The sequence below is a fragment of the Agromyces archimandritae genome (assembly GCF_018024495.1).
Classification (GTDB): domain Bacteria; phylum Actinomycetota; class Actinomycetes; order Actinomycetales; family Microbacteriaceae; genus Agromyces; species Agromyces archimandritae.
Map to the genome: position 1 here is coordinate 1,863,576 of NZ_CP071696.1, position 25,289 is coordinate 1,888,864.

The 25,289-nt window shown below is 71.1% G+C and carries 24 protein-coding genes and 1 pseudogene; 14 read left to right on the plus strand and 11 right to left on the minus strand.

All coding sequences use genetic code 11. The annotated features are described in order from the left end of the window. Nucleotides 1–4 precede the first annotated feature (4 nt). The 3 genes from G127AT_RS08435 (at nt 5) to G127AT_RS08445 (ending at nt 2,422) form a co-directional block, all read left to right on the plus strand. Nucleotides 5–670, plus strand: a complete 666-nt coding sequence (locus G127AT_RS08435) for a nucleotide exchange factor GrpE (RefSeq protein WP_210895952.1) — start codon at nt 5–7, stop codon at nt 668–670. A gap of 232 nt (nt 671–902) precedes the next feature. Continuing rightward, nucleotides 903–1,904: a DnaJ C-terminal domain-containing protein gene (locus G127AT_RS08440; protein WP_210895954.1), complete on the plus strand. Its 1,002-nt coding sequence runs from the start codon at nt 903–905 to the stop codon at nt 1,902–1,904. A gap of 95 nt (nt 1,905–1,999) precedes the next feature. Beyond that, a complete protein-coding gene (locus tag G127AT_RS08445) occupies nt 2,000–2,422 on the plus strand; it encodes a heat shock protein transcriptional repressor HspR (RefSeq protein WP_210895956.1) in 423 nt (140 codons plus the stop codon). Between the two features lie 84 nt (nt 2,423–2,506). On the opposite strand, the gene G127AT_RS08450 is transcribed toward G127AT_RS08445, so the two are convergent. The 5 genes from G127AT_RS08450 to G127AT_RS08470 form a co-directional block, all read right to left on the minus strand. Continuing rightward, complete coding sequence (locus G127AT_RS08450; RefSeq protein WP_210895959.1) at nt 2,507–4,204, minus strand: ABC transporter family substrate-binding protein; 1,698 nt, start codon at nt 4,202–4,204, stop codon at nt 2,507–2,509. Between the two features lie 140 nt (nt 4,205–4,344). After that, nucleotides 4,345–6,417 carry a dipeptide ABC transporter ATP-binding protein gene (locus G127AT_RS08455; RefSeq protein WP_210895961.1) on the minus strand — a complete coding sequence of 691 codons (2,073 nt, stop codon included), beginning with the start codon at nt 6,415–6,417 and terminating at the stop codon, nt 4,345–4,347. Further along, a complete protein-coding gene (locus G127AT_RS08460; RefSeq protein ID WP_244857492.1) occupies nt 6,414–7,352 on the minus strand; it encodes an ABC transporter permease in 939 nt (312 codons plus the stop codon). Before G127AT_RS08460 ends, G127AT_RS08455 begins: the two co-directional genes overlap by 4 nt. A 10-nt stretch (nt 7,353–7,362) precedes the next feature. After that, entirely contained in the window at nt 7,363–8,346 is a 984-nt protein-coding gene (locus G127AT_RS08465) for an ABC transporter permease (protein ID WP_210895963.1), read from the minus strand. A gap of 316 nt (nt 8,347–8,662) precedes the next feature. Next, the gene (locus G127AT_RS08470; RefSeq protein WP_244857493.1) at nt 8,663–9,079 is read right to left on the minus strand and encodes a hypothetical protein; all 417 of its coding nucleotides are present in this window, start codon (nt 9,077–9,079) and stop codon (nt 8,663–8,665) included. 201 nt (nt 9,080–9,280) lie between these two features. On the opposite strand from G127AT_RS08470, the gene G127AT_RS16100 reads away from it, so the two are divergent. From G127AT_RS16100 to G127AT_RS08485, 3 genes are all read left to right on the plus strand, one after another. Continuing rightward, nucleotides 9,281–10,801 carry a class I SAM-dependent methyltransferase gene (locus tag G127AT_RS16100; RefSeq protein WP_244857494.1) on the plus strand — a complete coding sequence of 507 codons (1,521 nt, stop codon included), beginning with the start codon at nt 9,281–9,283 and terminating at the stop codon, nt 10,799–10,801. A 389-nt stretch (nt 10,802–11,190) separates the two neighbouring features. Continuing rightward, nucleotides 11,191–11,481 (plus strand): ATP-dependent Clp protease adapter ClpS, encoded by a 291-nt coding sequence (gene clpS / locus G127AT_RS16105; protein ID WP_425305847.1) that lies wholly within the window; start codon nt 11,191–11,193, stop codon nt 11,479–11,481. Next, complete coding sequence (locus tag G127AT_RS08485; RefSeq protein WP_210895967.1) at nt 11,478–11,975, plus strand: DUF2017 family protein; 498 nt, start codon at nt 11,478–11,480, stop codon at nt 11,973–11,975. The genes clpS and G127AT_RS08485 overlap by 4 nt, the downstream gene beginning before the upstream one ends. A gap of 319 nt (nt 11,976–12,294) precedes the next feature. Here the strand turns inward: G127AT_RS08485 and G127AT_RS08490 are convergent, their stop codons facing one another. From G127AT_RS08490 to G127AT_RS08500, 3 genes are all read right to left on the minus strand, one after another. Beyond that, nucleotides 12,295–12,699 carry an SHOCT domain-containing protein gene (locus G127AT_RS08490; protein ID WP_210895969.1) on the minus strand — a complete coding sequence of 135 codons (405 nt, stop codon included), beginning with the start codon at nt 12,697–12,699 and terminating at the stop codon, nt 12,295–12,297. Nucleotides 12,700–12,806: 107 nt separating this feature from the next. After that, a complete protein-coding gene (locus G127AT_RS08495) occupies nt 12,807–13,862 on the minus strand; it encodes a DUF1254 domain-containing protein (RefSeq protein WP_210895971.1) in 1,056 nt (351 codons plus the stop codon). Between the two features lie 64 nt (nt 13,863–13,926). Continuing rightward, nucleotides 13,927–15,183 (minus strand): ATP-binding protein, encoded by a 1,257-nt coding sequence (locus G127AT_RS08500; RefSeq protein WP_210895973.1) that lies wholly within the window; start codon nt 15,181–15,183, stop codon nt 13,927–13,929. Between the two features lie 145 nt (nt 15,184–15,328). On the opposite strand from G127AT_RS08500, the gene G127AT_RS08505 reads away from it, so the two are divergent. The 8 genes and pseudogenes from G127AT_RS08505 to G127AT_RS08540 all read left to right on the plus strand — a co-directional run bounded on the left by G127AT_RS08505 (nt 15,329) and on the right by G127AT_RS08540 (nt 21,765). Beyond that, a complete protein-coding gene (locus tag G127AT_RS08505) occupies nt 15,329–15,580 on the plus strand; it encodes a toxin HicA (protein WP_244857495.1) in 252 nt (83 codons plus the stop codon). Continuing rightward, nucleotides 15,577–15,900, plus strand: coding sequence for a type II toxin-antitoxin system HicB family antitoxin (locus tag G127AT_RS08510; RefSeq protein ID WP_210895975.1), 324 nt, complete (start codon nt 15,577–15,579; stop codon nt 15,898–15,900). Before G127AT_RS08505 ends, G127AT_RS08510 begins: the two co-directional genes overlap by 4 nt. Nucleotides 15,901–16,156: 256 nt before the next feature. After that, nucleotides 16,157–17,113, plus strand: a complete 957-nt coding sequence (locus G127AT_RS16110) for an MFS transporter (protein ID WP_244857496.1) — start codon at nt 16,157–16,159, stop codon at nt 17,111–17,113. Next, the gene (locus G127AT_RS16115) at nt 17,059–17,640 is read left to right on the plus strand and encodes an MFS transporter (RefSeq protein WP_244857497.1); all 582 of its coding nucleotides are present in this window, start codon (nt 17,059–17,061) and stop codon (nt 17,638–17,640) included. The genes G127AT_RS16110 and G127AT_RS16115 overlap by 55 nt, the downstream gene beginning before the upstream one ends. Beyond that, nucleotides 17,640–20,117 (plus strand): methyltransferase domain-containing protein, encoded by a 2,478-nt coding sequence (locus G127AT_RS16315; RefSeq protein ID WP_342344033.1) that lies wholly within the window; start codon nt 17,640–17,642, stop codon nt 20,115–20,117. Before G127AT_RS16115 ends, G127AT_RS16315 begins: the two co-directional genes overlap by 1 nt. Next, a pseudogene (locus tag G127AT_RS16245) lies at nt 20,110–20,748 on the plus strand (FAD-dependent oxidoreductase); the annotation flags it as partial. The gene G127AT_RS16315 and the pseudogene G127AT_RS16245, both read left to right, overlap by 8 nt. 26 nt (nt 20,749–20,774) lie before the next feature. Beyond that, complete coding sequence (locus G127AT_RS16250) at nt 20,775–21,236, plus strand: FAD-dependent oxidoreductase (protein WP_280527550.1); 462 nt, start codon at nt 20,775–20,777, stop codon at nt 21,234–21,236. Between the two features lie 127 nt (nt 21,237–21,363). Further along, a complete protein-coding gene (locus tag G127AT_RS08540) occupies nt 21,364–21,765 on the plus strand; it encodes a hypothetical protein (protein WP_210895982.1) in 402 nt (133 codons plus the stop codon). A 25-nt stretch (nt 21,766–21,790) separates the two neighbouring features. Here G127AT_RS08540 and G127AT_RS08545 read toward each other — a convergent pair whose 3' ends face one another. The 3 genes from G127AT_RS08545 to G127AT_RS08555 form a co-directional block, all read right to left on the minus strand. Beyond that, nucleotides 21,791–22,522, minus strand: coding sequence for an HAD hydrolase-like protein (locus tag G127AT_RS08545; protein ID WP_210895984.1), 732 nt, complete (start codon nt 22,520–22,522; stop codon nt 21,791–21,793). Nucleotides 22,523–22,814: 292 nt separating this feature from the next. Further along, nucleotides 22,815–23,510 carry an endonuclease NucS gene (nucS, locus tag G127AT_RS08550; RefSeq protein WP_210895986.1) on the minus strand — a complete coding sequence of 232 codons (696 nt, stop codon included), beginning with the start codon at nt 23,508–23,510 and terminating at the stop codon, nt 22,815–22,817. A 47-nt stretch (nt 23,511–23,557) separates the two neighbouring features. Beyond that, a complete protein-coding gene (locus tag G127AT_RS08555; protein WP_210895988.1) occupies nt 23,558–24,790 on the minus strand; it encodes an MFS transporter in 1,233 nt (410 codons plus the stop codon). Between the last annotated feature and the right edge of the window lie 499 nt (nt 24,791–25,289).

The window sequence follows — 25,289 nt, forward strand, 5'->3', positions numbered from 1 at the left end:
GGCCATGACCGACGAGAACACCAACCCCGAAGAGCCGGTGATCCGCCCTGAGCCCTCTGAGGGTGCTGGGCGGCGCATCGACCCCGAGACGGGCGAGGTTCGTCAGCCTGCCGCCCCGGGTGCCGATGCGGCGCCCGGGGCCGCCCCGGATTCGGGTGCGGATGCCGCGGCACCGGATGCCGAGGGTGCGGATGCCGATGAGGCGCCCCTCACCGTCGAAGACATCCTGAACGCGGCCGATGCCGAGACGGCCGAGCCGAACGACGAGCACCTCGCCGATCTCAAGCGGGTCACCGCCGAGTATGCGAACTACCGCAAGCGCACCGAGGCGAACCGAGAGGTCGAACGCGAGCGTGCGGTCGGCTCCGCCGTCGCCGTGCTGCTGCCGGTGCTCGACGACCTCGACCGGGCCGAGAAGCACGGCGACCTCGAGGGCGACGCCCCGTTCGCGACGATCGCGGCGAAGCTGCGCGCGGCGGTCGGCAAGCTCGGGCTCGAGCCGTTCGGCGAGCCCGGCGAGCCCTTCGACCCGACCAGGCACGAGGCGATCTTCCAGCAGCCCTCGTCCGACGTCGAGGTCGACACCGTCGCCGAGGTGGTCGAGACGGGCTACACGCTCGGTTCGACGCTGCTTCGGGCGGCGAAGGTCGTCGTCAAGACGCCCGCGTAACCGCATCCCCTCCCGCCGGTCGAGGAGCGACCTCCGCCGGTCGAGTAGCGACCTCCGCCGGTCGAGTAGCGACCTCCGCCGGTCGAGTAGCGACCTCCGCCGGTCGAGTAGCGACCTCCGCCGGTCGAGTAGCGACGAAGGAGCGTATCGAGACCCCCTTTCCAGGGTCCCGCCCCACTTTCGCTCCTCGACCGGCGTCCACATACCAACGAACACACAGAAGGGGGTGCCGATGGCCAGCCAGGACTGGTTCGACAAGGACTTCTACCAGGTGCTCGGCGTCTCCAAAGACGCGAGCGACGCCGACATCAAGAAGGCGTACCGCAAACTCGCGCGCAAATACCACCCCGACCAGAACCCAGGCGATACGGCCGCCGAGGCGAAGTTCAAGGAGATCAGCGAGGCGAACTCGGTGCTCTCCGACGCCGAGCAGCGCAAGGAGTACGACCAGATCCGTGCCATGGGCTCGGGGGCGCGCTTCACCGCGCCCGGCGGCGGCGCCGGTGGGGCCGGCGGCTTCGAAGACGTCTTCGGCGGCATGTTCAACCAGGGCGGCGGCGGTCAGCGCTTCACCTTCCAGCAGGGCGGCGGCGGCGCCGACTACGACGACCTCTTCGGCGGCCTGTTCGGTTCGGGTCGCTTCGGCCAGTCCACCGGCGGCTACCGCGGTGCGGGCGGGCCGACCCCCGGCCGCGACGTCGCGGCGACCACGACGCTCGACTTCATCACCGCCACCAAGGGCGACCAGATCACCCTGCAGACCCCCGAGGGCAAGCCGATCACCGTGCGCATCCCCGCCGGCGTCGCCGACGGGCAGAAGATCCGCCTGCGCGGCAAGGGCCACCCCTCGCCCGACGGCGGCGCGAACGGCGACCTCGTGCTCACCGTCTCGGTGCGCAAGCACCCCGTCTTCGAACGCGACGGACTGAACCTCCGCGTGACGGTTCCGGTCACCTTCGCCGAGGCGGTGCTCGGCGCGACCATCCGCGTGCCGACCCTCGGCGGCGACCCGGTGAAGCTGAAGGTCGCCGCCGGCACCCCGAGCGGCCGCGTGCTGCGGGTCAAGGGTCGCGGCGTGAAGACCCAGAAGGGCACCGGCGACCTCCTCGCCGAGGTGCAGGTTGCGGTGCCGTCGCATCTGTCGAAGGATGCCGAGGAGAAGCTTCGCGCGTTCGACGCGGAACTGCCCGAGGAAGACCCGCGCGCCGAGCTGCTCGAGCGGGCCGAGGACTGAGCCGGCGGATGCCGGGCGGCGATGACTGCCGGACGGTACCCGCCGAGCGACGGCGCCGCTGAAGAACGGCGGCAACGAGAAGAACGGAGGACGACATGGATCGCGCAAGCCCCGTGTTCGTGATCTCCGTCGCCGCGGAACTCGCCGGCATGCACCCGCAGACGCTCCGCCAGTACGACCGGCTCGGGCTCGTCTCGCCGCGGCGCACCGCGGGCCGCTCCCGCCGTTACTCGATGCGCGACGTCGAACAACTCCGCGAGATCGCGCAGCTCTCCGCCGACGGCGTCGGCCTCGAGGGCATCCGCCGCGTGCTCGGCCTCGAAGACCGGGTCTCCGAGCTCGAAGCACGGGTGCGGGAACTCGAATCGGCGCTCGCCGACGAGATGCTGAACCGCCCCGGCCGGCGTGTCTTCGCGGCCGGAACCGAGGGCGAGGTCATCACGCTCCGCGCCGGCACCCGCACCCGCCGCGAGACCGCAGTCGTCGTCTGGCGGCCCCTCGAACGCGGCGACGACTGAGCTGCGGCGCGCCGGGGCATCCACACTCGGCAACGCCACAGGGGGCCGGCCCGAAGGCCGACCCCCTGCGAGGTGCGAGAGAGGTTACTTCTCCCAGCCCACGTTCTCCACGGGCTGGCGGCCGAAGCCGTCGAGACCGGTGTAGAACTCGGGCGTCAGGTTGGCCAGGCCCTCCTTGACCGTGAAGATCGAGGGGCCGGCGTACAGCGGGAAGATACCCCAGGTCTCGGCGAACGCCTCGGCCTCGAGCTTGTTGCCCTCCGCGATCTGCTCGGCGGGGTCGCCGATGGCCTCGAGCGCGTGGATCTTCTCGTCGAGCTCAGGCGTGCCGGAACCCGAGAGGTTCAGACCCGAGTCGGAGCACCACAGCTGGCAGAAGTACGCGAAGCCGAACGGGTCGGACGAGCTGAAGCCCAGCATCATGACGTCCCAGTTCTTCGAGCTGTAGTCGGTCGAGAAGTCCGACGACGGGCGCACGTCGATCTTGATGTCGACGCCGATCTCCTTGAGGAGCGCGTTGATGACCTTGCCGCGGGCTTCCACGATGGGGTCGTCGCCGAAGAGCGGCAGCGTGAGGGAGAGCTTCTCGCCGTCCTTCTCGCGGATGCCGTCTTCGCCCTCTTCCCAGCCGGCGTCCTCGAGGAGCTTCGCAGCAGCCTCGGGGTCGTACGACCAGCCGGCGGCGTCGAGGTTGTTCTCATAGCCCTCCTGGAAGGGGAACAGCGTGAACGAACCGGCCGGCTCCTCGCTGTAGTCGAGGCCGTCCCAGACGACCTCCTTCAGCGCGTCGCGGTCGATGCCCATGAAGATCGCCTTGCGGACGTCGAGGTCCGACAGCAGCGGGTTCTCGGCGTCGAGCGTGAAGAGGTTCGTCGCCGTGCGCATGGCGCGGTAGGTGACGACGCCGTCGAGGTCTTCGACCTGCGCGAGGCGGTCCTTCGTGCCCGTCGCGGCCATGTCGACCTCGCCGTTCTTGAAGGCGTTGATCTCGGCGGTGTCGTCGAGCATGCGGAAGGTGACCTTGTCGAGCAGGCCCTTCTCACCCCACCACTCGGGGTTCTGCACGAAGGTGATCGTGCCGCCCTTCGAGTCGAACTTGTCGATCGTGTACGGCCCGGCGCCCCACTGCTCGTTCGGCGTGTTCAGGTAGCCGGTGTTGTACACCTCGGGCGAGTTCACGGCCGGGTGCAGGATGTTGTTGAAGAGACCCTCGGGCCAGGCGTACTCCTGGCCGAAGGTGACGACGGCCTGCTTGTCGTCGGCGCCGGCCGCGACCGACTCGATCAGCTTGTAGCCGTCGGTCGAGGAGGCCTGGTAGGCCTCGTTCGTCGCGTTGCTGGCCTTCCACGTCGTGTCGATCGCGGTCCAGTCGATCGGCGTGCCGTCGTTGTAGTGCGCGTCGGGGTTGAACGTGAAGGTGACGACGGTCTTGCCGTCCTCGGTCTCGATGTCCCATCCGTCGAGGTAGGCGTCGTTCTTGTACGCCTCGCCCTCGGGGGTGAAGAGGATGAGCTGCGGGTTGTACCAGTCCCACAGGGTCGAGGTGTCGACCGAACCGTCCGCCTGGAACGGGTTCATCTGCGGCGGGATCTCGCCGATCGGGAAGGTGACCTCGCCGCCCTCCTGCAGCGCGTCGCGCTCCTGGGGGTTGTAGTCGGCGGTCTTCGTCTCGGCCGGGGCCTTGGACTCGGTGGCCTCGTTGCCGCCACCGCTGCTGCACGCGCTGACGGTGAGCACGAGTGCCGCGCCCGCCGCGATCGCGGCCAGATTCTTGAGCTTCATGATGTTCCTTTCACGCCTCGTGGGCGCTCCGGTTGGAATGGAATGTGTTGTCAGTGGGTCACGCTCAATGCTCTTCGCTCGTGCTCCTCTCGGGGGGAATGCCAGTGCAGGGGGTTCGCGGAGTGGATGCCCGGCGCCCGTCACCTCCAGTGACAGGCGTTCGTGTGCACCCCCTCCGCGCCGGTCAGTGCCGGGGTCTCGGTCTCGCAGCGCGCCTTCCGCGCGTCGTCGAGGGTCTGGTACAGCGGGCACCGGCTGACGAACTTGCAGCCGGGGCTGTCGTCGGTCGGGCTCGGCAGGTCGCCGGTGAGCACGATGCGCTCGCGCCCGCGTTCCGCGACCGGATCGGGGATCGGGATCGCCGAGAGCAGCGCCTCGGTGTACGGGTGCTGCGGGTTGTCGAATACGGCGTCGACATCGCCGTATTCGACGAAGGAGCCGAGGTACATGACCGCGACCCGGTCGGCGATGTGCCTGACGACGGAGAGGTCGTGGGCGACGAAGAGATAGGAGAGGCCGAGTTTGACCTTCAGCTCGTCGAGCAGGTTGATGACGCCGGCCTGGATCGACACGTCCAGCGCCGAGACCGGCTCGTCGAGCACGACGATCTTCGGTTCGCTCGCAAGCGCACGGGCGATGCCGATGCGCTGGCGCTGCCCGCCCGAGAACGCGGCCGGGAACCGGTCGGCGTGATCGGGGTTCAGGCCCACGAGCTCCATGAGCTCGTCGACGCGGCGCCCGGCCGGGTCGGTCTTCATCCCGATGGTCCGCAGCGGTTCGGCGATGACGTCGCCGACGGTCATGCGCGGGTCGAGCGCGCCCATCGGATCCTGGAAGACGATCTGCAGGTCGCGGCGCAGCTTGCGCTCGGCCGAACGGCTCTTCAGATCGGCGACGCTCACGCCGCCGATCTTGATGTCGCCGTGCTGCTGCTTGGCGAGATCCATGATCTCCAGCAGCGTCGTCGTCTTGCCCGAACCCGACTCGCCGACGATCGCCATCGTCTCGCCCTGGCGCACGTCGAAATCGAGCCCGTTGACCGCGTAGACCGTGCCGACGCGGCGCTTCAGGAACGCGCCCTTCAGCAGCGGGAACTCCTTGCGGAGGTTCTTCACCTCGAGGGTGATCGGGCGCTCCTCGCGGGGCGTGCGGGTCAGCTTGGACTCGGGGATCTCGGGCACCGGGAAGACCGGCTCGCCGTCGATGAGGCCGTCTTCGATGCCCGCGACGCGGATGCAGGCCGCCTTGTGGTCGGCGACGTGCGTGCCGGCCTCGACGAGCGAGGGCACCGGCAGCAGTTCGGGCTCGGCCTCGCGGCATGCGTCGATCGCGATCGGGCAGCGCGGGGCGAACGGGCAGCCCTTCGGCAGCTCGACGAGCGAGGGCGGGTTGCCCTTGATCGGCACGAGCGGGGTCTTCTCGGACTTGTCGACGCGCGGGATCGCGGCGAGCAGACCGATCGAATACGGCATCCGCGTGTGGGCGAACAGTTCGCCGACCGGGGCCTGCTCGACGGGCTTGCCCGCATACATGACGAGCACGTCGTCGGCGATGTTCGCGACGACGCCCATGTCGTGGGTGATCATGACGACCGCGGCACCGGTCTCCCGCTGCGCGGTGCGCAGCAGGTCGAGGATCTGGGCCTGGATGGTGACGTCGAGGGCCGTCGTCGGTTCGTCGGCGATGATGAGCTTCGGGTCGTTGGCCATCGCGATCGCGATGACGACGCGCTGGCGCATGCCGCCGGAGAACTCGTGCGGAAACGACTTCACGCGCTTGGATGCGTTCGGGATGCCGACGAGCTCGAGCAGTTCGATCGCACGCGCCCACGCCTGCCGCTTCGACATGCCCTTGTGGATGGTGAGGGCCTCGACGAGCTGGTCGCCGACCGTGAACACGGGGGTGAGCGAGGTCAGCGGATCCTGGAACACCATCGACATGCCGTTGCCGCGGATGCGCGACATCTGCTGGTCGGTGAGGCCGATGAGCTCTTTGCCGTCGAAGCGCACCGAACCCTCGACGTGGGCGGTGTCTGCGAGCAGGCCCATGATCGCGAGCGACGTGACCGACTTGCCGGAGCCCGACTCGCCGACGATGCCGAGCGTTCGCCCGGCCTCGAGGTCGAAGGAGACGCCGCGGACGGCATCCACCCGCCCCGCTTCGGAGGGGAAGGTGACCTGCAGGTCGCGGACGGAGAGGACGGGGGCGGTCATGCGCGACCTCCAGCCGCGGAGGTCGGGTCGAGGGCGTCGCGCAGGCCGTCGGCGACGAGCGCCATCGAGACGGTCAGCAGGGTCAGCACGCCGGCGGGGAAGTAGAACAGCCACGGCGAACTCGTGATCGAGCTCGCGCCGAGGCCGATGAGGGAGCCGAGCGAGACGTCGGGGGTCTTCACGCCGAAGCCGATGAACGACAGGCCCGTCTCGGTCATGACGGCGCTGACGACGCCGAGCGTGAACTGGATGACGAGGAGGGAGCCGATGTTCGGCAGCATGTGCCGCATGACGATCTTGAACCCGCCGACCCCGGTGTATCGGGCGGCGGCGATGTAGTCGCGTTCGCGGATCGACAGCGACAGCGTCCAGATCGTGCGGGCCGGGAAGAACCAGCCGATGATGATCAGCGCGAACGCGATCACCCGCCAGTCGCCGCCCGAGTCGTTCGAGATCATCGACAGCAGCAGGAAGGTCGGGATGACCATCAGGAAGTGGATGAGCAGCAGCATCGCCCGCTCGTACACCCCGCCGAAGAACGCGGCCGAGGCGCCGATGATCGCCGAGATCACGGTCGTGCCGATCGAGACGATGAGGGCGATCATGAGCGAGCGCTGCAGACCGTGCACGACCTGCGCGAAGGTGTCGTTGCCGACGTCGTTCGTGCCGAACCAGTGCTCGGCCGACGGCGGCTTCGAGATCGAGAGGAAGTCGAGATCCTGGTACGGGTACCGCGCGATGAGGTCGCCGAAGATCGCGAACAGGGCGATGATCACGAAGATGATCGCGCCGGCGACGGCGGGCCGGTTCCGCATGAAACGGCGCGTGTACAGCCGCCATTTCGACATGCGCTTGCGGGGGGACGGGCCGCCCTCGCCGAGCGGCTGGACCGCCGCGACGTCGGTGTCGCCGTGCTGCAGGGGATCGGTGGTCATATCGGACATGTCAGCTCACCCGCACTCGAGGATCGAGGATGACGACCGCGATGTCGGCGAGCAGGGCGCCGATCGCGGTGAGCACCGCGCCGAAGGCCGCGACGGCCACGACGCCGTGGACGTCGTTCGTCGCGATGGTCGTGATGAAGTAGCGACCCATGCCGTTCCAGCCGAAGATCGATTCGGTCAGGATCGCGCCCGTGAAGATCGCCGGGATCGAGAAGGCGACCTGCGTGGCGACCGGGATGAGCGAGGTGCGCAGCGCGTGCTTGCGGATCGCCTGCTGCTTCGTCAGGCCCTTGGCGCGGGCCGTGCGCACGTAGTCGGCGTTGATGTTGTCGAGCAGGAGCGAGCGCTGCAGGAAGTGCGTCGCCGCGTAGCCGGTGAGGACGAGCGCGAGCGTGGGCAGGATCAGGTGTTGCAGGACGTCGATGAGGGCGGGGAAGAAGCCGGTGATCTCGGGGTTCGCCGACCCGGTCACGTAGAAGATGCGGGTGCCGACTGCCTGGTTGATGTCGATCGCGATGATGACGATCGCGAGGGCGGCGACGATGATCGGGATGTTCATCGTGATGATCGAGGTCGCCTGGCCGATGCGGTCGGCGAGCTTGTACTGCCGCGAGGCGGTGTAGACGCCGAGGCCGATGCCGAGCACCGTCATGATGATCGTCGCCCCGAGCATGAGCTCGGCGCTGACCCACATGCGGTAGGCGATCTGGTCGTTCACGGAGTCGCCGACGGCGCTGACGCCCCAGTCCCACCGCAGGAAGATGCCGGTCAGCCACGTCCACCAGCGTTCGGCGAGGGGCACGGCGTCGCTCAGGTTGTGCGGTTCGAGCATCGCGGAGATCTGGTCGTAGCTGAGCGGGGGGCGCCGGCCGACGTAGTTGCTCCGCGGATCGAGGAATCCCCAGGCCAGGAAATACGTGACGTTGGTCGCGACGAAGATCAGCAGCAGCCAGCTGACCGTGCGTCGCAACAGGTACTTGATCACAGCCCGGGTACCCCCCTTTAGGGATCGCAGTGATGAATGTGTCGGGTTCCTGCGTCACGGCAGGATGAATCGGAGTCTAACCACACGTGGCGAGGATGTGCGATTCCTTCGCAAGATCGTGATCGAATCGCGTTTCCGACACGTTTCCGGCGCAATAATCTGCAGCACGGCGTGCGAGAGCGCGACTCATCGCCGCCAAAGCGAGTGGATCGGTGTCGCAATCACGCCACGATGTTCCGGGGTGGATGCGGTATGGTTCGCGCCCGCGCGTACGGCGCGTGGGGCATCCACTCGGGGATGCGGAACGCGCCGGGGCTCAGCCCCAGGCTTCGGCCGGCGCGGTCACGACCGGCACCGGCGTCGTCGACCAGTGCGTGCCGTTGCCGTAGTGGCTCGACGCCCACGGCGAGGCCCAGATCGCCGCCGCCGTGGCATCCGCGTCGTCGCCGTGTTCGAGGCCTGCGACGATGTCGGTATAGAAGGAACGCGCCTTCAGGTTGTCGGCGGCGTACCGGGCGGCATCCACCAGGGTGCCGTAGCTGCCCAGGCCCGAACCGCCGCCCGAACCGTAGCCGTTGTTCAACGGGTTGTTGCGGTTCCACCAGTTGTCGGGGCCGTTCTCCTGCCGCATCCACCGGGTGATCACCGCGACGTTCTCCTCGGTGACCGGCCAGCCGCCGTCGACGAGCACGAGCTTGGCCCAATCGTGGTTCGTGCCGCCTGCGCCCCCCATGCTGTGCGCCCCCCATGCTGTGCGCCTCCATACCCCCTGCGCAATGCAGGAGTGCGCGCGTGTCGCGGCCCCGTCTCCCGCATGGGCGCCGCGACACGCCGTGCGCGATCCTGCATTGCGCAGAGATTCCGGCGCCGAGGGTGGGGCGGAGCCTCGAGCGCCGTGACGACCCCGCGGGCAGCGTGCGATTACGGTCGGAGGGTGGACTTCGATCGACTGCGGCGGTGGCCCGACCCCGAGGGTGAGGGGCTGCGGGCCTGGGATGCCGCCGACGCGCTCATCCTGGACGAGGCCGCGCCGTGGCTCGCGGAGGCTGCGCCGGACGAGGTCGTGACCCTCGACGATGCATACGGCGCGCTCACGATCGGCGCCGTCGAGGCGGTGGCGGCGGATGCCGCGGGTGCGGTGGATGCCGCGGATGCGGCGGCGATGGGTGCGGCGGGGGCGGATGCTGCGCGTGCTGCGGGCGCAGCGGCGGCGGATGCCGCGGGTGCGGCGGGGGCGGATGCCGCGGGTGCGGCGGCGATGGGCGCGGCGGGTGCTGCGGCGCGCCACGGCATCCACTCGGGGCAGGGGGTTCGCGCGCATACCGACGCGATCACGGGGGAGCGGGCCATCGCGGCGAACGCCGAACGGGTCGGTGCTCGCGGCATCCGCACCCTGCCGCTCGGCCCCGAGCTGCTCGCCGGCGCGCGCCTCGTGCTGCTCCGGCTGCCGCGTTCCCTCGACCGCCTCGACGAGCTCGCCGCCCTCATCGCCCGCCATGCCGACCCCGGCGTCGCGGTCGTCGCCGGCGGTCGCCTCAAGCACATGACGACGGCGATGAACGAGGTGCTCGGCCGGCACTTCCGGCGCCTGGACGTCAGCCTCGCCCGGCAGAAATCGCGCGTGCTCATCGCGCGCGAGCCCGTGCCGGGCGCCGTGGCCTGGCCGAAGCGGAGCCGCGACGACGCCCTCGGCCTCGAGATCGTCGCCCACGGCGGCGTGTTCGCGGGCGCGTCCGTCGACATCGGCACGCGGTTCCTGCTCGAGCAGCTCGATGCCGCAGTGGATGCCGGGGCGCTCTCGCCCGGCCCGGCGCCGGATGCCGGGGCGCTTTCGCCCGGCCCGGCACCCGCTGCCGCAGGAGACACCGGGGGGCCGCCACCGATTCGGAGATCGCCACGGATTCGGATGAATGGGGCTGAATCCATCCGAATCGGTGGCGATCTCCGAAATGGTGGCGATCTCGGGAATGGTGGCGACGAGGCAGGGCGCGCGGACGGCCGCCGGGACGCGATGGATGCCGGGGCACGGCCCTGCCCCGCCGTCGACCTCGCCTGCGGCACCGGAATCGTCGCCGCATGGCTCGCCCGCCGCGGGTTCGACGTCGTCGCCGGCGATCGCTCGGCCGCCGCCGCCGCATCCGCCCGCGAGACCGCCGCCGCGAACGGAGTCGAGGTGCAGGTGCACCGCGCCGACGGGCTCGAGTTCCTGTCCGACGGCGCGGCCGGGCTCGTCGTGCTGAACCCGCCCTTCCACTCCGGCGCCGCCCTCAGCGAGGGGATCGCCGAGCACCTCTTCGCCGAAGCCGCCCGTGCCCTCGCGCCCGGCGCCGAGCTCTGGTGCGTCTGGAACTCGCACCTCCGCTACCGCGGCCGGCTCGAACGCATCGTGGGCCCCACCCGCCAGATCGCGCGCAACGCGAAGTTCACCGTCACCGCCTCGACGCGCGCTCGCTGAGGGGGCCCGGGGCTCGCCGCGCCCCGGGCATCCGCGCCGTGCCCCGGCATCGCCCCGGGCATCGCCCCCGGCATCCTCACTGTGCCTCGGCATCCGCACTGTCGCCCGGGCATCCGCGCCGTGCCCCGGCATCCGCACCGCGCCCCGGCATCCACCCCCGCCTGCTCTCTGCGCAATGCAGGAAGCCGCACGGCGTGTCGCCTCCCGGTATGCGGCAGAACCGCTCGCGACACGTGTGCGCTCCTGCATTGCGCAGAGAGACGGGAGGGAGCAGATGGGGAGGGAGCAGGCGAGGCGCGGCGGGGAGGCGCAGCGCGGGGAGGCTGGGAAAAGGGGGAAGAGGGGCGGCAAAGGCTCCCCGGCGCGGGGAATCGTGTCAATCTGGAAGGGTGACCGACACGCTCGAAGCCGTGGAGACGGAGGCCGAGGCATCCGCCCGCCGCGCCGTGCCGTGGAACGTCGTCGTCTGGGACGATCCGGTCAACCTCATGACCTACGTCTCCTATGTCTTCCGCAGCTACTTCGGATTCGGCGCCGACGAAGCCGAACGCCTCATGCTGTGCGTGCATCACGAGGGCCGCGCCGTCGTCGCCACCGGCGCCCGCGAGGCCATGGAACGCCACGTCGAGGCCATGCACGGCTACGGCCTGCAGGCCACCCTGCAGCGGAGCGGATCATGATCGTCGCCACGCGCCCCGGAGGCGAGGGCGTCAAGCTCGTCCTCGAATCCGAAGAGGCGCTGCTGCTGTCGGAACTCGCCGACCAGGTCGACTCGGTGCTGCTGCTCGGCGCCGAAGACGACCCCGCCCTCGGCCGGCTGCTGCCGAACGCCTACCCGGACGACCGCGAGGCCGCCGCCGAGTTCGCCCGGTACACGCGCGACGGGCTCCTCGACGGCAAACGCCAGGCGGCGCAGGCGGTGCGGGATGCGACCTCGCTCGACGAGGAGGCCGACGGCGTCGAGATCGTGCTCGACGAATCGCAGGCATGGGGTTGGCTGACCTTCCTCACCGACCTGCGCCTCATCCTCGCCGAACGCGTCGGACTCGACGAAGACACGGTCGTGGCCATCGACGGCGACACTCGCCGCGACGACTATCTGCGCGCCGCCTACGAGTGGGCCGGGTTCGTGCAGGGCTCGATGCTCGAGGTGCTCGACCCGACCGACGGGTAGGCGCGGGCGGCGAGTGGATGCCGTGGGGCCGCGGCAGCCGGTCTCGATACGCTCGCTGGCGCTCGCTACTCGACCGACGATCGCGTCGCTTGCGCTCGCTACTCGACCGACGACCGCCGGTCGAGTAGGCCGCTCGCGGCCGTATCGAGACCCGCCGACGACCGCACTGCCGGGTCTCGATACGCTCGCTGGCGCTCGCTACTCGACCGACGGCACCGCCGGGTCTCGATACGCCGCTACTCGACCGACGACCGCCGGTCGAGTAGGCCGCTCGCGGCCGTATCGAGACCCAGGCCGCCGTGCGGCAGCGCCCGCGGCCTCAGGCCGGCGTGCCCGTGCGCCTGAGGGCGTGCGCCTTGATCGAGGCGAACTCCTCGGGTGTGATCGTTCCGGCATCCAGCAGCGATTTGGCCTTGGCGATCTCGTCCGACGGGCTCGATCCGGCGACGTCGCGAATGTAGTCGTCGGTCGCCTTCTGCGCCTGACCGGCCTCTTTCGCGCTGCGCTCGGCCATGCCGGATCCGCGCGCGATGAGGTAGACGAGCACCGTGAGGAAGGGCACGAAGATCAGGAAGATGATCCACACGGCCTTCCACCACCCGTTCAATTTCTGATCGCGGAACAGGTCGATGATGACCGCGAACAGGGCGAACAGGTAGGCGATGAAGACGAACGCCCACAGGAACCACCAGATGACGTCCCAGAAACTCTGCCAGAAGCTCATGGTGCTCTCCCCCCGTGCGGAGCCGGGCTCCGCGTGCGCTCCCCCGAGCGCTCACTCGCGAATCTAGTGCAACGCCCGGCCCGGGTCCAGGGGGTGCGGCGGGGCGCTCAGCCCGAGAACGGCTGCGTCGAGACCGGCGGGGGTGCGGATGCCGGTGCGGATGCCGGCGCGGCCGCCGCGGGCGGGCCGGCCGGCCGGTGCGGCGCGCGGTGCTCGCGCGCGTACTCGGTTTCGTACCCGTGCGCGCCCCGGAGGTCGGCGTGGGCGGCGACGGCGCGGGCGGTGAAGCGCGCCTCGGGGTCGTCGATGCGCCATTCGGGGGCGTCGATCGTGCCCGGGCCGAAGAAGTCCACGTTGTAGTCGTGGGCGTGGATGCCGGGTGCCCATGCGTCCTGCACGGCGGTCTCGACCGCGAAGCGGCCCGCCTCGGCGCCGGCGATGAGGAATCGGCGCGTCGGCGCATCCAGCTGCGGGAACGGCGAGTCGGCATCGACCAGCCCGAGGTCGGCGAACGCCAGCGCGTACTCGACGTCGTGCTCGGCCGGCGGGTAGGCGAGCGACCAGCAGCGCGCCTGCTCCCAGAAGGTGAGCTCGGCATCCACCTCCTCGGGCAGGGCGATGCCTGCCGCCGGGGCGAAGCTCTCGCGCAGCTGCGAGAGCACGAGCTGCTCCTGCAGTGCGTGCACGGCCGGCAGGTCGGCGGGGCCGTCGCACGCGTATCGGCCGACGATCGAGACGATGCCGGTGGATGCCGGGATGACGATCGCATCGGCCGGGGCGCCGGCCGGCAGCGGCCCGGTGCGGCCGGGCGGCAGGATGACGGCGCTCACGGCATCCGCACCCGAACTCCTGGTGCCGAGGTAGGCGATGTCGTTCGTCCAGGCGTCGACGAATTGCAGTACGAAATAGCGGTCGCCGGCGGCGGGCACGTCGAGCAGCAGCGGGCCGACGGAGAGGTCGAGCTGCGCCATCGAGCGCGGGGTGTCGTCGGCGGGGCCGGCGAGCCCGCGCGCGTGCGAGAAGGCGTTGAAGCGGGCCGGCGGCATGGCGTCGAGCCCCGTGGTCACGAAGCGCTCGACCTGCCCGAGGTTGCGCACGAGCGGGAAATAGTAGCGGTAGGCGTTCGTCGCGAGCGCCTCTCCACTCGAGATGCCCTGGGCCATCGTCCCCCCTCGGTCGGCGCCCCCACGCCGTCGTTCTCAGGTAACCGGGTGGGGCGGTGGCGCGTCAAGAGGGGAGGGGTTCCCAGAGGGCCGAGACGGGCAATCCCCAGAGCCGTTCGGCGAAGCGGTACCCGGTCCTGCCGGTGTTCAGCACGATTCCCCCGGCGAAGCGATCGCCGAGCCGGTCGCGCAGCGTTCTCAGTCCCGAGAAGTGGTCGGGCCGGAACGTCTCGCCCGCCTTCACCTCGAGACCGAGGATCTGCCCGTCGGCGAACTCGAGCACGAGATCGACTTCATGACCGTCGCGGGTTCGGTAATGCGAGAGCTCGTACTCCTCGCTCGACCACGACCGTTGCTTCAGGAGCTCCCCGACGACGAACCCTTCGAGGAGGCCGCCCAGATGGTTCGCGGTGCCGTCGATCGGGAGCAGCTGTGCCGCGGTGACGTGCGAGAGGCGGGCGGCAAGTCCCGAATCCGCGACCGACGCCTTCACTCGGCCGACTTCACGGCTCGTCAGGTTCGCGGTGAACGGGCGAAGCACGTCTATGAGATAGAGGGTCTGGATCGCATCGAGGTACGCCGTGATCGAGGTCGGAGGGATGCCGGCCGCCCGCGCGAGGCGAGCCTTCACGAGTTCGCCGGCCTGGTTCGCGGCGAGGAGACGGAGCAGGGAGCCGAGTCGGCTCGGATCGGTGATGCCGGCGACTTCGGGGGCGTCGCGGGTCGCGAGCCGTTCCGCGTACGCATCGAACCAGGCGCCGCGGAGTTTCAGGGTGAGCCCCTGGACGTTCGCGTAACCGCCGGTGACGATCATCTGCGCGTATGCGGCGCGGTCGACTTCCGTCGTCACGTCGGAGAACGGGATGCCCGCGCGGAAGCGTGCGGCGAAATCATCGTGGACGCCGCGGATCTCGCCTTGCGAGAACGGTCGGAGGCGAACGGTGACCGCCCGACCCGCGAGACTGTCGCTCTGGCCGGCGAGTCGGAGGAGGTCGCTCGAGCCGGTGAGCAGAAAACGCCCCGGCCTGCGGTCGCGATCGATGGCGGCCTTGATCGAGAGGGTCAGGGATGGCAGGCGCTGCACCTCGTCGATGACGGTGAGGCCGTCGGGGTGCTGATTGACGAACCCTTCCGGGTCTTCGACGGCGGCGGCCCGGGTCCGTTCATCGTCGAGGGTGAAGAACCGGGCGTTGCGGGTGGCGCCGAGCTCCGCGGCGAGCGTCGACTTGCCGACCTGGCGTGCGCCCTGGATGACGGTTGCCGGGAAGGCGTCGAGGACCTCCTCGGCGAAGCCGGTGATGTGGCGCTTGATGAGCTCCATGGGGCCACCCTATCCGCCCGTCGTAGTTTCGCGGGGCGTCCGTCGTAGATTTGCCAGGGGGTGTTCGGTAGGTTCGCGGAGTGTTCGTCGTAGCTTTGCCAGGGGGTGATCCCGATTGCAGTATCAATAGTGATATCATCTTTGCATGCCGGGGATTGCGACGCTGCTGAGCAAGATGCGGAACAGTCCGAAGGGAATCCGGTTCGCGGACCTCGCGAAGGTATGCGATCACTACTTCGGAGAACCCCGGCAGCAGGGCACCTCGCATCGCGTGTATCGGATGCCGTGGAGAGGCGACCCGCGAGTGAACATCCAGAACGACCACGGATCGGCGAAGCCTTACCAGGTACGGCAGGTGCTCGCCGCGATCGACAAGCTGGAAGGAGAGGCATCGTGAACGCAGATCACTACACCTACCGGGTGCGCTGGTCGGCCGAGGACGACGAGTTCGTCGGCACGGTCGCCGAATTCCCCTCGCTGTCCTGGCTCGCCGAGGATCAGGCAGAAGCGTTCCAGGGCATCCGGGACCTCGTGGCGGAAGTGCTCGACGACATGCGCGACTCGGGGGAGATGCCGCCCGAGGCGCTGGCGGATCGTTCCTACTCGGGCAAGTTCATGGTGCGCGTGCCCCCCGAGGTGCACCGGCGGCTCGCGATCGATGCGGCCGAGCAGCAGGTCTCGCTCAATCGGCTCGCGGCGAGCCGGCTCGCGGGGTGAGTCGGCGCGTCGTGCTCGCGGCGCCGATGCGAGCCCGTCGTAGGTTCGCGGGGCGTTCGTCGTAGATTTGCCAGGCTGCGGAGCAGGCGGGTCAGCGGCCGGCGGCGGCCTCGCCGGTGAGGGCGGGGGCGGATGCCGGGCGGGCGCTGCGCTTGCGGCGGAGTTCACGGCGGCGGCCTCATCGTGCTCGCAATCCATTGACCGCCCACCCCGTCCGGGGTACGTTCCAGACAGGCGCACGAGTCGGGGGGACCACGTGAGCGAACAGACGGCGACGGCGAAACGGAACGCCATGGGGGCGCTCATCGCGACGTGCATCTCGGCGCTCGTCGTGAACGCCAACACCTCGGCGGTGGCCATCCTCATCCCCGCGATCGCCGACGACACCGGCACCCCGGCGACCACCCTGCAATGGGCCGTCACCGGCTACTCCCTCGTCGGCGCCGCCGTCATCGTGACCGCCGGATCCCTCGGCGACGTCTTCGGCCGCCGCAAGATCTTCCTCGGCGGGCTCGTGCTCTTCGTCGGCTCCTGCGTGCTCATCGCCCTCGCCCAGGACGGCATCACCGTCATCGCCGGCCGCTGCATCCAGGGCGCCGCCGGCGCCACGATCCTCGCCTGCGGCATGAGCCTCATCTCCGCGGCGAACACCGGCAAAGCCCAACTGCGCGCCGTGACCCTCTGGGGTGCGGCCTCGGCCGTCGGCGCGGCCGCAGGCCCCCTCGTCGGCGGCCTGCTGGCATCCACCCTCGGCTGGCAGGGACTGTTCTGGATCGACGCCGCCATCGGCGCCGCCTGCATCCCCGTCGCCCTCGCCGCCGTCGCCGAATCCAACGACCCCGACCGGCCCCGATCCATCGACTTCGCCGGCTCCGTGCTCATCGCCGCCGTGCTCGCTCCGCTCATCTTCGCCCTCACCAACGGCGACGTGTGGGGCTGGCTGTCGCTGCCGACGCTGCTCTGCTTCGCGATCACCGTCGCCGCCGCCATCGGATTCGTGCTCGTCGAACGACGCGTGAAGGCCCCGCTCATCGACCTGAAACTGCTGAAGAACCGGGTGCTCGTCGGCGCGACCCTGTCGATCCTGCTCGGCGCCGGCACCATCAACGCGATCATGTACGTCGTCAGCCGTACTTCCAAGACCCCGACGCGCTCGGCATGGACTCCTTCCAGGCGGGCCTGGCGACCCTGCCCGTCGCGGCCGCCGCCGTAGTGCTCTCGCCGCTCATCACCCCGATCGTCGCCAAGATCGGGGCACGCACCACGATCGGCGTCGGGTTCGTCATCATGACGGCAGCGTGCATCGTGCTCGCCTTCGTGCACGCCGGTTGGGGGTACGCCCTCTTCGTCGTGCCCCTCATCGCGCTCGCCGTCGGCATGAGCCTGCAGAACGGACCGTGCTCGTCGATCTCGACCTCCTGCGTCGAACCCCGCCAGGTCGCCGCCGCCTCCGGCATCTCGAACATGGCCCGCTACGTCGGCTCGGCCGTGATGACCGCCATCATCGCCTCCGTGTACGCCGGCGTCGACATGCGCCGCACGAATGCCGGCTGGGCCGACGCCGACGCGCTCGCCGCCGCATTCTCCTGGTCGATGATCTCGATGGGCATCTGGTGCGCCCTCGGCATCACCATGGTCTGGCTCTTCGGCCGCCTCAAGCCGAAGGCGCCCACCGAACTCGTGGTCGTGCAGGCGGCCGCCGGCACCACGCACACGATCACCCCGCCGGAGGGGCGCTGATGGCCGCACTGCTCCGAGGCATCGCCACCGTCGTCCCGCCGACGGTGCTCGTGCAGGACGAGGTGCGCGATGTGTTCCGCGACCAGCCGGGCCTCGGGCGCCTCGCCCAGCGCATCGTGACGACCGCGTTCGACGCCTCCGGCATCCGCACCCGCCGCACCGTGCTCGCCGAACTCGGCGGCGAGGCGCCGGGCGAACCCCTCTTCTTCGATCGCGCAATCGGGCTGCTGCTCTCGCCCGGAACCGCCGCCCGCAACGACCTCTACGCCGAACACGCGACCCGGATGTACGCGGACGCCGCGCGGGCCGCGATCGCGGCGACCCCCGGCATCCACCCGGGCGATCTGACCCACATCATCACCGTGTCGTGCACCGGCTTCTATGCGCCCGGCCCCGACTTCATGCTCGTGCGGGAGCTCGGGCTGGACTCCTCGGTGCAGCGCTTCCACCTCGGATTCATGGGCTGCTACGCGTCGATGCCCGCCCTCCGGCTCGCCGCGCAGCTCGTCGCCGCAGACCCCGACGCCGTCGTCCTCGTCGCGAGCGCCGAACTCTGCACCCTGCACCTGCGCAGCTCCGAGGACCCCGACTCGATCGTCGCCGCATCCCTCTTCGCCGACGGGGCCGCGGCCGGCATCGTCACCGCCCGCCCGCCGGAACCCGGCGAGAAAGCCCTGCAGCTCGACCGCTTCGAGACCCGCATCACGCCCGTCGGCGAGGGCGACATGGCCTGGCGCATCGGCGACCACGGCTTCGAGATGGTGCTCTCGAACGCGGTGCCGGCGATCATCGACGAATACATCACCCCCGCCCTCGAACCGCTGTTCGCCGGCGAACCGGCGCTCGCCGCGGCCCTCGCCGACACGCGTGCGGCCGACGAGGTGCGGCACTGGGCGATCCACCCCGGCGGGCGCAGCATCCTCGACCGCGTCGAGTCGACGCTCGCGCTGCGGCCCGAGCAGCTCGCACCGCCGCGCGCGGTGCTGCGCGACTACGGCAACATGTCGAGCGCGACCGTGCTCTTCGTGCTGCGGGCGGTGCTCGACGGGAGCGGCGGCGGCGAGGGCTCGGGTGCGGTGGATGCCGCGGGCGACCGCGGGTGCGGATGCCGGGGCGGCGCCCGACGCCGCCGTGCCGCGGGCGCGCCCCGTCGCCGACGGCGACCGCGTGGCGGCGATGGCCTTCGGGCCGGGTCTCACCGTCGAGACGGGGCTCATGACGGTGCGGGCGTGAGCGAGCCGGCGGGGCGGCGGCGGCCGGGCGCATCCGCCGGCCGCCTCGCCCGCACGGCGAGTCTCGCAATGCGGGCCGTGGATGCCGTGTGGCCGCCGCTCCGCACGCGCGACGCCGACGCGGTCGAACTCATGGACGCGGCCGACGCCGATCCGGCCGCCCTCGAACGCACCTACGCGCGCTTCGGCCTCGTCAACGCGTTCGTCTCCGGCTGGGGCGCCGTGTACCGGCGGGAGATCCGCCCCCGGCTCGCGGCGCGCCAGGGCATCCGCCCGGCGCAGCCCGCGCGCGGCATCCACCCGGCGCACCCCGCGCGGCCGCCGCACCACGCGCACCCGGCACACCCCGCGCACTCGGCGCACCACGGTTCCGGAGATCGCCACGGTTCCGGATGGATGCCGCTCGATTCATCCGAATCTGTGGCGATCTCCGAATCGGTGGCGGCCCGAGGGCCGGGCCGGCCAGGCCGGTCTGGTCCGAGCGTCGGTCAGGCGGTGCCCGACGGCATCCATCCCGCGCACCCCGTGCTCGGCATCCACCCCGCGGACCCCGCGCACCCGGCGCACCCGGCGCACCACGGTTCCGGAGATCGCCACGGTTCCGGATGGATACCGCTCGATTCATCCGAATCCGTGGCGATCTCCGAATCGGCGGCGGGGCGGGATCGCCCGTCGAACCCATCGGCGTGCCAGGGCATCCACCCGGGCACGACGCCCCTGCGACTGCTCGACATCGGCACCGGCGGCGGCGACCTGCCCCGCGTTCTTGCCCGGCGCGCAGCCGCCGACGGATTCGCCCTCGATATCGTCGCCGCGGACCCCGACTCGCGTGCGATCGCCTGGGCTGAACGGCATCCGGCGCCCGGCGTCGCCTACCGCCGCGTCACGAGCCGCGAGCTCGCCGACGCCGGCGAAACCTTCGACATCGTCATCTCGAACCATGTGCTGCACCACCTCGACGCGGCCGCGCTCGGGGCGCTGCTCGCCGAATCCGAGCGCCTCGTGCGCCCCGGCGGCGTGATCGTGCACGCCGACATCGCCCGCAGCCGCTGGGGGCACCTCGCGTTCGCGGCGGCGACGGCCCCGTTCGAGGCGACGCTGCTCGCGGGCTCGTTCATCCGCGCCGACGGGCTCACCTCCATCCGGCGCAGCTTCACTCCCGCCGAGCTCGCCGCCGTGCTGCCGGCGGGCTGGCGGGTCCGGGCCGGGTTCCCGTCACGGCTCGAGGCGGTGCGGGATGCCTGAGCCGGGCCCGAGCTGCGACGTCGCGATCGTCGGCGGCGGGCCGGTCGGGCTGCTCGCCGGCTGCCTGCTCGCCGGGCACGGCCTCGAGATCGCCGTCATCGAACGCCGCACGACGCTGAGCCCGCACTCGCGTGCGATCGGCATCCACCCGCCGGGGTTCGCCGCGCTCGCCGCCGTCGGCCTCGGCGAGGCGGTGGATGCCGCAGCAGCCCCCATCCGCTCCGGCGCCGTCGTCTGCCGCGGTCGGCGCCTCGGCGGCATCGGCTTCTCCGGACCCGTGCGGTCGCTGCCGCAACGCGAAACCGAACGCCTGCTCGCCGAACGCCTCGCCGACATCGCCCCGGGCGCCCTGCGCCGCGGCCACGACGTCAGGCTCGTGCGGGAACGCGGTGCCGGCGTCGTGCTCGCCGGCACCGGCGGGCTCCACCTCGGCGCCCGCTACGCGGTGATCGCCGACGGAGTCCGCAGCCGCTCGCGGGCGCAGCTCGGCATCGGCTGGCGCCGTCGCCCCGGCTCCGGGCACTACGTCATGGCCGACGGGCCCGACCTCGGCAGCGTGCGCGAGGAGGCGATCATCGCCCTCGAACCCGACGGCGTCGTCGAATCGTTCCCGCTGCCCGGGGGCCGGCGCCGCTGGGTCGTCCGGCTCGACGCGCCGTGGGCGGGCGGCGAGGGAGGGCGGGTGCGGATGCCCTGGCACGCCTCGTCCGGGAGCGAACCGGCATCCACCCGCACCTCGACGAACCGAGCGCCTTCACCGTCCACCAGCACCTCGCCGCCGGCTTCGCGCGCGGCCGCATCGCCCTCCTCGGCGACGCCGCGCACGAGCTCAGCCCCATCGGCGGGCAGGGCATGAACCTCGGGTGGATGGATGCCCTGGCGCTCTGCCGCGCCGTGCTCGACGGCCTCGCTACGGCCGACCCCGAACCCTTCGGCGTCTCTGCGCGCGCCCGCCGCGCCGCCGCCGCCCGGGCGATCCGGCAGGCGGCGTTCAACACCGCGATGGGCGCTCCCGTGCACGGGGCGGCGCTGCACGCCCGGAACGCGCTCGTGCGCGCGCTCGCCGCCCCCGGTGCGCGCAGCCGCCTCGCCGACACCTTCGCGATGCGGCGCCTGTAGCGCGGGCGGCACCGCGCGTGCAGCCTCGCCGCGGGTGCGGACCCCGGGCGGCACCGCCCCCGGGCATCCATCGACCCGCCGCACGCGCTTCGCTAGGCTGACCGTGACGGAACGATCTGGGGGGATCATGTTCGGATCAGGGCAGCCGGGGCGCCGCGCCGGCATCCGCACCGCCGCCGTGCTGGCCGGGGCGTTCGCGCTCGCCGGCCTCGCCGGTTGCGCGGCGGAGTCGCAGCAGCACAACGTCGATCCGCCGGTCATCGTCGATCTCAACGAGGTCGACGGCACGACCGTCGAGGTGCAGCGGGGCGGCGCCGTCGACCTCATCGGCGACGACGAAACGTACACCGCCTGGGAGGCCGACATCGCCGACCCCGCGATCGTGACGTTCCTGCCCGGCCGCGACGACGGCAGCGCGCAGTACAACCCGGGCCTCACGGCCGAGTCCGTCGGCACGACCGACGTCACCCTCGACAACGCCGACTCGGGCGAGACGGTGACGTTCACGGTCGAGGTCACCGAGCACTGACGGCGAGTGGATGCCGCGGGGCGCCCTACGCGCCGGCGGCGGCCCCCGGCACGGTGCGCCGGGCGCCCGGGTGCGAGGCGGCATCCACACCCGAGGTCAGCATTGCAGCGAGCTCGTCGACCGTATCGGCCACGGCGATCGCGTCATGCGCCTCGATCGGCGACCCGTACCCCCACGCGACGAGGATCGTCGGAACCTCGTTCGCGGATGCGCCGACGACGTCGTACCCGCGGTCGCCGACCATGACCGGCCGGCTCGTGTCGACCTTCGCGGCGCGCAGCCGGGCGAGGGCGTCGGAGACGATGTCGGCTTTCGTGGAGCGCGTCTCGTCCTCGCTCGCACCCGCGATCACGGCGAACCGCGACGCCAGGCCGAGGTGTTCGAGGATGCGCCGCGCCATCGGCTCGGGCTTGCTCGTGGCGACCGCGAGCGGAATGCCGGCGTCGGCGAGCGCCCCGAGCAGCTCCGGCAGGCCCGCGAACGCCGGAGCATGCATCGCGACCTCGCCGTAGTGGTCGCGGTAGATGCTGAGCGCGTTCCAGGCATCCACATCGGTGAAGCCGCCCTGCATGCGCAGCGCCTCCAGCAGCGGCGGCCCGACGTACGAGCGCAGGATCTCCTCCGACGGAACCGCCGCCCCCATCGCCTCGAAGGTGTGCGCGAGCGACTCGACGATGCCCGCAGCCGAATCGACGATCGTGCCGTCGAGGTCGAAGAGGACGACGCTCCACGCGCGGCCGGGTCCGAGGGGCTTCACGCCCCCAATCGTAGGCGTTGCTGGACGGGGAGGGCCGTGGAGCAGGTGCGTGGATGCTTCGGGGCGGCCGCGTGGCCGGGGGTGGAGTCGCGTGCGCGGTTCGCCGGGGACGCCGCGAAACGCGACGCGCCGCCCGGCTGGGGCTGCCGCCTTTCGCGAGGACGCGTGTCGCGGGGCGCCACGCGGACCTCGCGCACGACGCTCCACGAGGCGGCGACTCGCTCGCCGCCGAACCCGGCCATCCACCCGGCCGACCGCGATGCGCTGGGCCGGGACCGGCGCAACAGTCAACTCAGAACAGCGTCGGCACCCCGCTGTCGACGCCGCGCATGTCGTCGTAGTCGAGGACGACGCAGCGGATGCCGCGGTCTTCGGCGAGGGTGCGGGCCTGCGGTTTGATCTCCTGCGCGGCGAAGACGCCCTGCACCGGGGCGAGCAGGGGGTCGCGGTTCATGAGTTCGAGGTAGCGGGTGAGCTGTTCGACGCCGTCGATGTCGCCGCGGCGTTTCAGTTCGACGGCGACGCTGGCGCCGTCGGCATCGGTCGCGAGGATGTCGACGGGACCGATGGCGGTCATGTATTCGCGGCGCACGAGACGGTAGCCGTCGCCGAGGCGTTCGATCTGCTCGGCGAGCAGCTTCTGCAGATGCGACTCGACGCCGTCCTTCTGCAGCCCGGGGTCGACGCCGAGTTCGTGCTCGGAATCGTGCAGCACCTCGTGGATCGAGACGGTGAGCCGGTCGGCGGTCTTCTTGTGGGTCACGGTCCACACGGCATCCACACCCGCCTCCCGGGCGTCGTCATCGGGGACGCCGACCTCGAGGGTGCAGGGCGGGCTCATCCAGTTCAGCGGCTTGTAACTGCCGCCGTCGGAGTGGATGAGGAGGCTGCCGTCGCCCTTGACCATGAGCAGGCGGGTCGCGAGCGGCAGGTGCGCCGACAGCCGGCCGGCGTAGTCGACGGAGCAACGGGCGATGACGAGACGCACCGTTCGAGTGTAGTTGCCGCGACGAGTGGATGCCGTGGGGCGGCGGATCAGCGCGCGGCGCGTTCCCGGGTCGCCGGTGCGGCCAGCCCGGCCAGCACCATGAGGCCGAGGATGACGAGCAGGGCGTTCAGGATGCCGAAGTGCTCGCCGAGGAAGCCGAGCAGCGGCGGGCCCGCGAGGAACGCGAAATAGCCGATGATCGCGACCGCGCTCACGCGCGCCGCCGAGTCCTTCGGGTCGTCGGCCGCGGCCGACATGCCGACGGGGAAGCCGAGCGAGGCGCCGAGGCCCCACAGCACGATCCCGACGACGGCGAGCCACACGGCCCCCGGCACGAGGCTCGGCCCCCAGATGAACAGGGAGAGGCCGATGATGCCGAGCACCGCCGAGATCTGCAGGATCCGCACCCTCCCGAAGCGGTCGATCACCGGGCCGCCGGCGACGCGTCCGACGGTCATCGCGGTGACGAACACCCCGAACATGACGGCGCCTTCGGTGTTCGACAGGCCGTGCCCGTCGACGGCGGCGAGGGCGATCCAGTCGTTCGCGGAGCCTTCGGCGAACGCCATCCCGAGCATGACGACGCCGATGAGCAGCAGTCGCACGTCGCCCCAGACGCGCAGGCCGTCGACGAAGCGTCGGCGCCACGGCTTGCGGGGCGAACCGGCATCCACTTCGTCGCCGACGGCCGCGCGAAGCGGCACGAACCGCACCGCGACGACGATGCCGGCCACGATGAGCACGGCGATCGCCGAGGCATGCCAGAGCACCGGGATGCCGGCAGCCGACGCGCCGGCGCCGACGGCGGCGCCCGTGACCGTGCCGAGGCTGAAGAAGGCGTGCATGAGCGGCATCAGCGTTTTGCCGATCTCGCGCTCGGCGGCCGCGCCTTCGACGTTCATCATGACGTCGACGGCGCCGTTGCCGAAGCCGAACGCGGCCATGCCGACGATGAGCACGGCCACCGAACCGAACACGGTCGAGCCCACGCCGACGACGACGAGCCCGCAGGCGACGAGGATGAGGCAGAGGACCATGCCGCGGTGCGCGCCGACGCGCGCGAGGAGCCAGGGGGCGGCGATGAGGCCGAGCACCGAGCCGGCCGACATGCCGAGGATGACGATGCCGACGACGTCGAGGGCGAGGCCGGCGTCGTCGCGGACGGCGGGGATCCGCGACACCCAGGTGGCCATGCTGAGCCCGCTGAGGAAGAAGATCGCGAACACGGCGTTGCGCCACGAGGTCAGCTCGCGTCGTGCGCGGGTGGGGGTGTCGGTCATGAGTGGATGCCCTCGGTCGGTCGTGCTGGGCGCGCATCGTCGGCGCGATCGCTCGACGGGCCGGCACGCCGGTGCGATCGAATCGATTCGACAACGCTATGCGATGCGCGCCGCCCGGCGCAACGGGCGCGCGGGCGGGGTCCGCATCCCGCACGCTGAACTTCGCATTCGCATCCGCCCGCCGCCACGGATTCGGAGATCGCCACGGTTCCGGACGTGGCACGCGTATCCATCCGATTCGGTGGCGATCTCCGGAACGGTGGCGCCGGCGCTCGGCGCGCCCGCGAGCCGGAGCACGGCAGTGCAACTGCGCCCGTCAACCACGGATCCGGAGATCGCCACGGTTCCGGACGTGGGCACGCCTATCCATCCGATTCGGTGGCGATCTCCGGAACGGTGGCGCCGGCGCTCGGCGCGCCCGCGCGCCCGCGAGCGGCAGCGCAAACTGCGCCCACTACGATTCCGGAGCGGCAGCGCGGCTCCGCCCGCCCGCCACGGA

Bases quoted from the DNA above. Each gene is read 5' to 3' on its own strand.
- G127AT_RS08435 (WP_210895952.1), top strand. From the start codon at position 5: ATGACCGACGAGAACACCAACCCCGAAGAGCCGGTGATCCGCCCTGAG.
- G127AT_RS08440 (WP_210895954.1), top strand. From the start codon at position 903: ATGGCCAGCCAGGACTGGTTCGACAAGGACTTCTACCAGGTGCTCGGC.
- G127AT_RS08445 (WP_210895956.1), top strand. From the start codon at position 2,000: ATGGATCGCGCAAGCCCCGTGTTCGTGATCTCCGTCGCCGCGGAACTC.
- G127AT_RS08450 (WP_210895959.1), bottom strand. From the start codon at position 4,204: ATGAAGCTCAAGAATCTGGCCGCGATCGCGGCGGGCGCGGCACTCGTG.
- G127AT_RS08455 (WP_210895961.1), bottom strand. From the start codon at position 6,417: ATGACCGCCCCCGTCCTCTCCGTCCGCGACCTGCAGGTCACCTTCCCC.
- G127AT_RS08460 (WP_244857492.1), bottom strand. From the start codon at position 7,352: ATGACCACCGATCCCCTGCAGCACGGCGACACCGACGTCGCGGCGGTC.
- G127AT_RS08470 (WP_244857493.1), bottom strand. From the start codon at position 9,079: ATGGGGGGCGCAGGCGGCACGAACCACGATTGGGCCAAGCTCGTGCTC.
- G127AT_RS08485 (WP_210895967.1), top strand. From the start codon at position 11,478: ATGATCGTCGCCACGCGCCCCGGAGGCGAGGGCGTCAAGCTCGTCCTC.
- G127AT_RS08490 (WP_210895969.1), bottom strand. From the start codon at position 12,699: ATGAGCTTCTGGCAGAGTTTCTGGGACGTCATCTGGTGGTTCCTGTGG.
- G127AT_RS08495 (WP_210895971.1), bottom strand. From the start codon at position 13,862: ATGGCCCAGGGCATCTCGAGTGGAGAGGCGCTCGCGACGAACGCCTAC.
- G127AT_RS08500 (WP_210895973.1), bottom strand. From the start codon at position 15,183: ATGGAGCTCATCAAGCGCCACATCACCGGCTTCGCCGAGGAGGTCCTC.
- G127AT_RS08505 (WP_244857495.1), top strand. From the start codon at position 15,329: ATGCCGGGGATTGCGACGCTGCTGAGCAAGATGCGGAACAGTCCGAAG.
- G127AT_RS16115 (WP_244857497.1), top strand. From the start codon at position 17,059: ATGGACTCCTTCCAGGCGGGCCTGGCGACCCTGCCCGTCGCGGCCGCC.
- G127AT_RS16315 (WP_342344033.1), top strand. From the start codon at position 17,640: ATGGCCGCACTGCTCCGAGGCATCGCCACCGTCGTCCCGCCGACGGTG.
- G127AT_RS08540 (WP_210895982.1), top strand. From the start codon at position 21,364: ATGTTCGGATCAGGGCAGCCGGGGCGCCGCGCCGGCATCCGCACCGCC.
- G127AT_RS08555 (WP_210895988.1), bottom strand. From the start codon at position 24,790: ATGACCGACACCCCCACCCGCGCACGACGCGAGCTGACCTCGTGGCGC.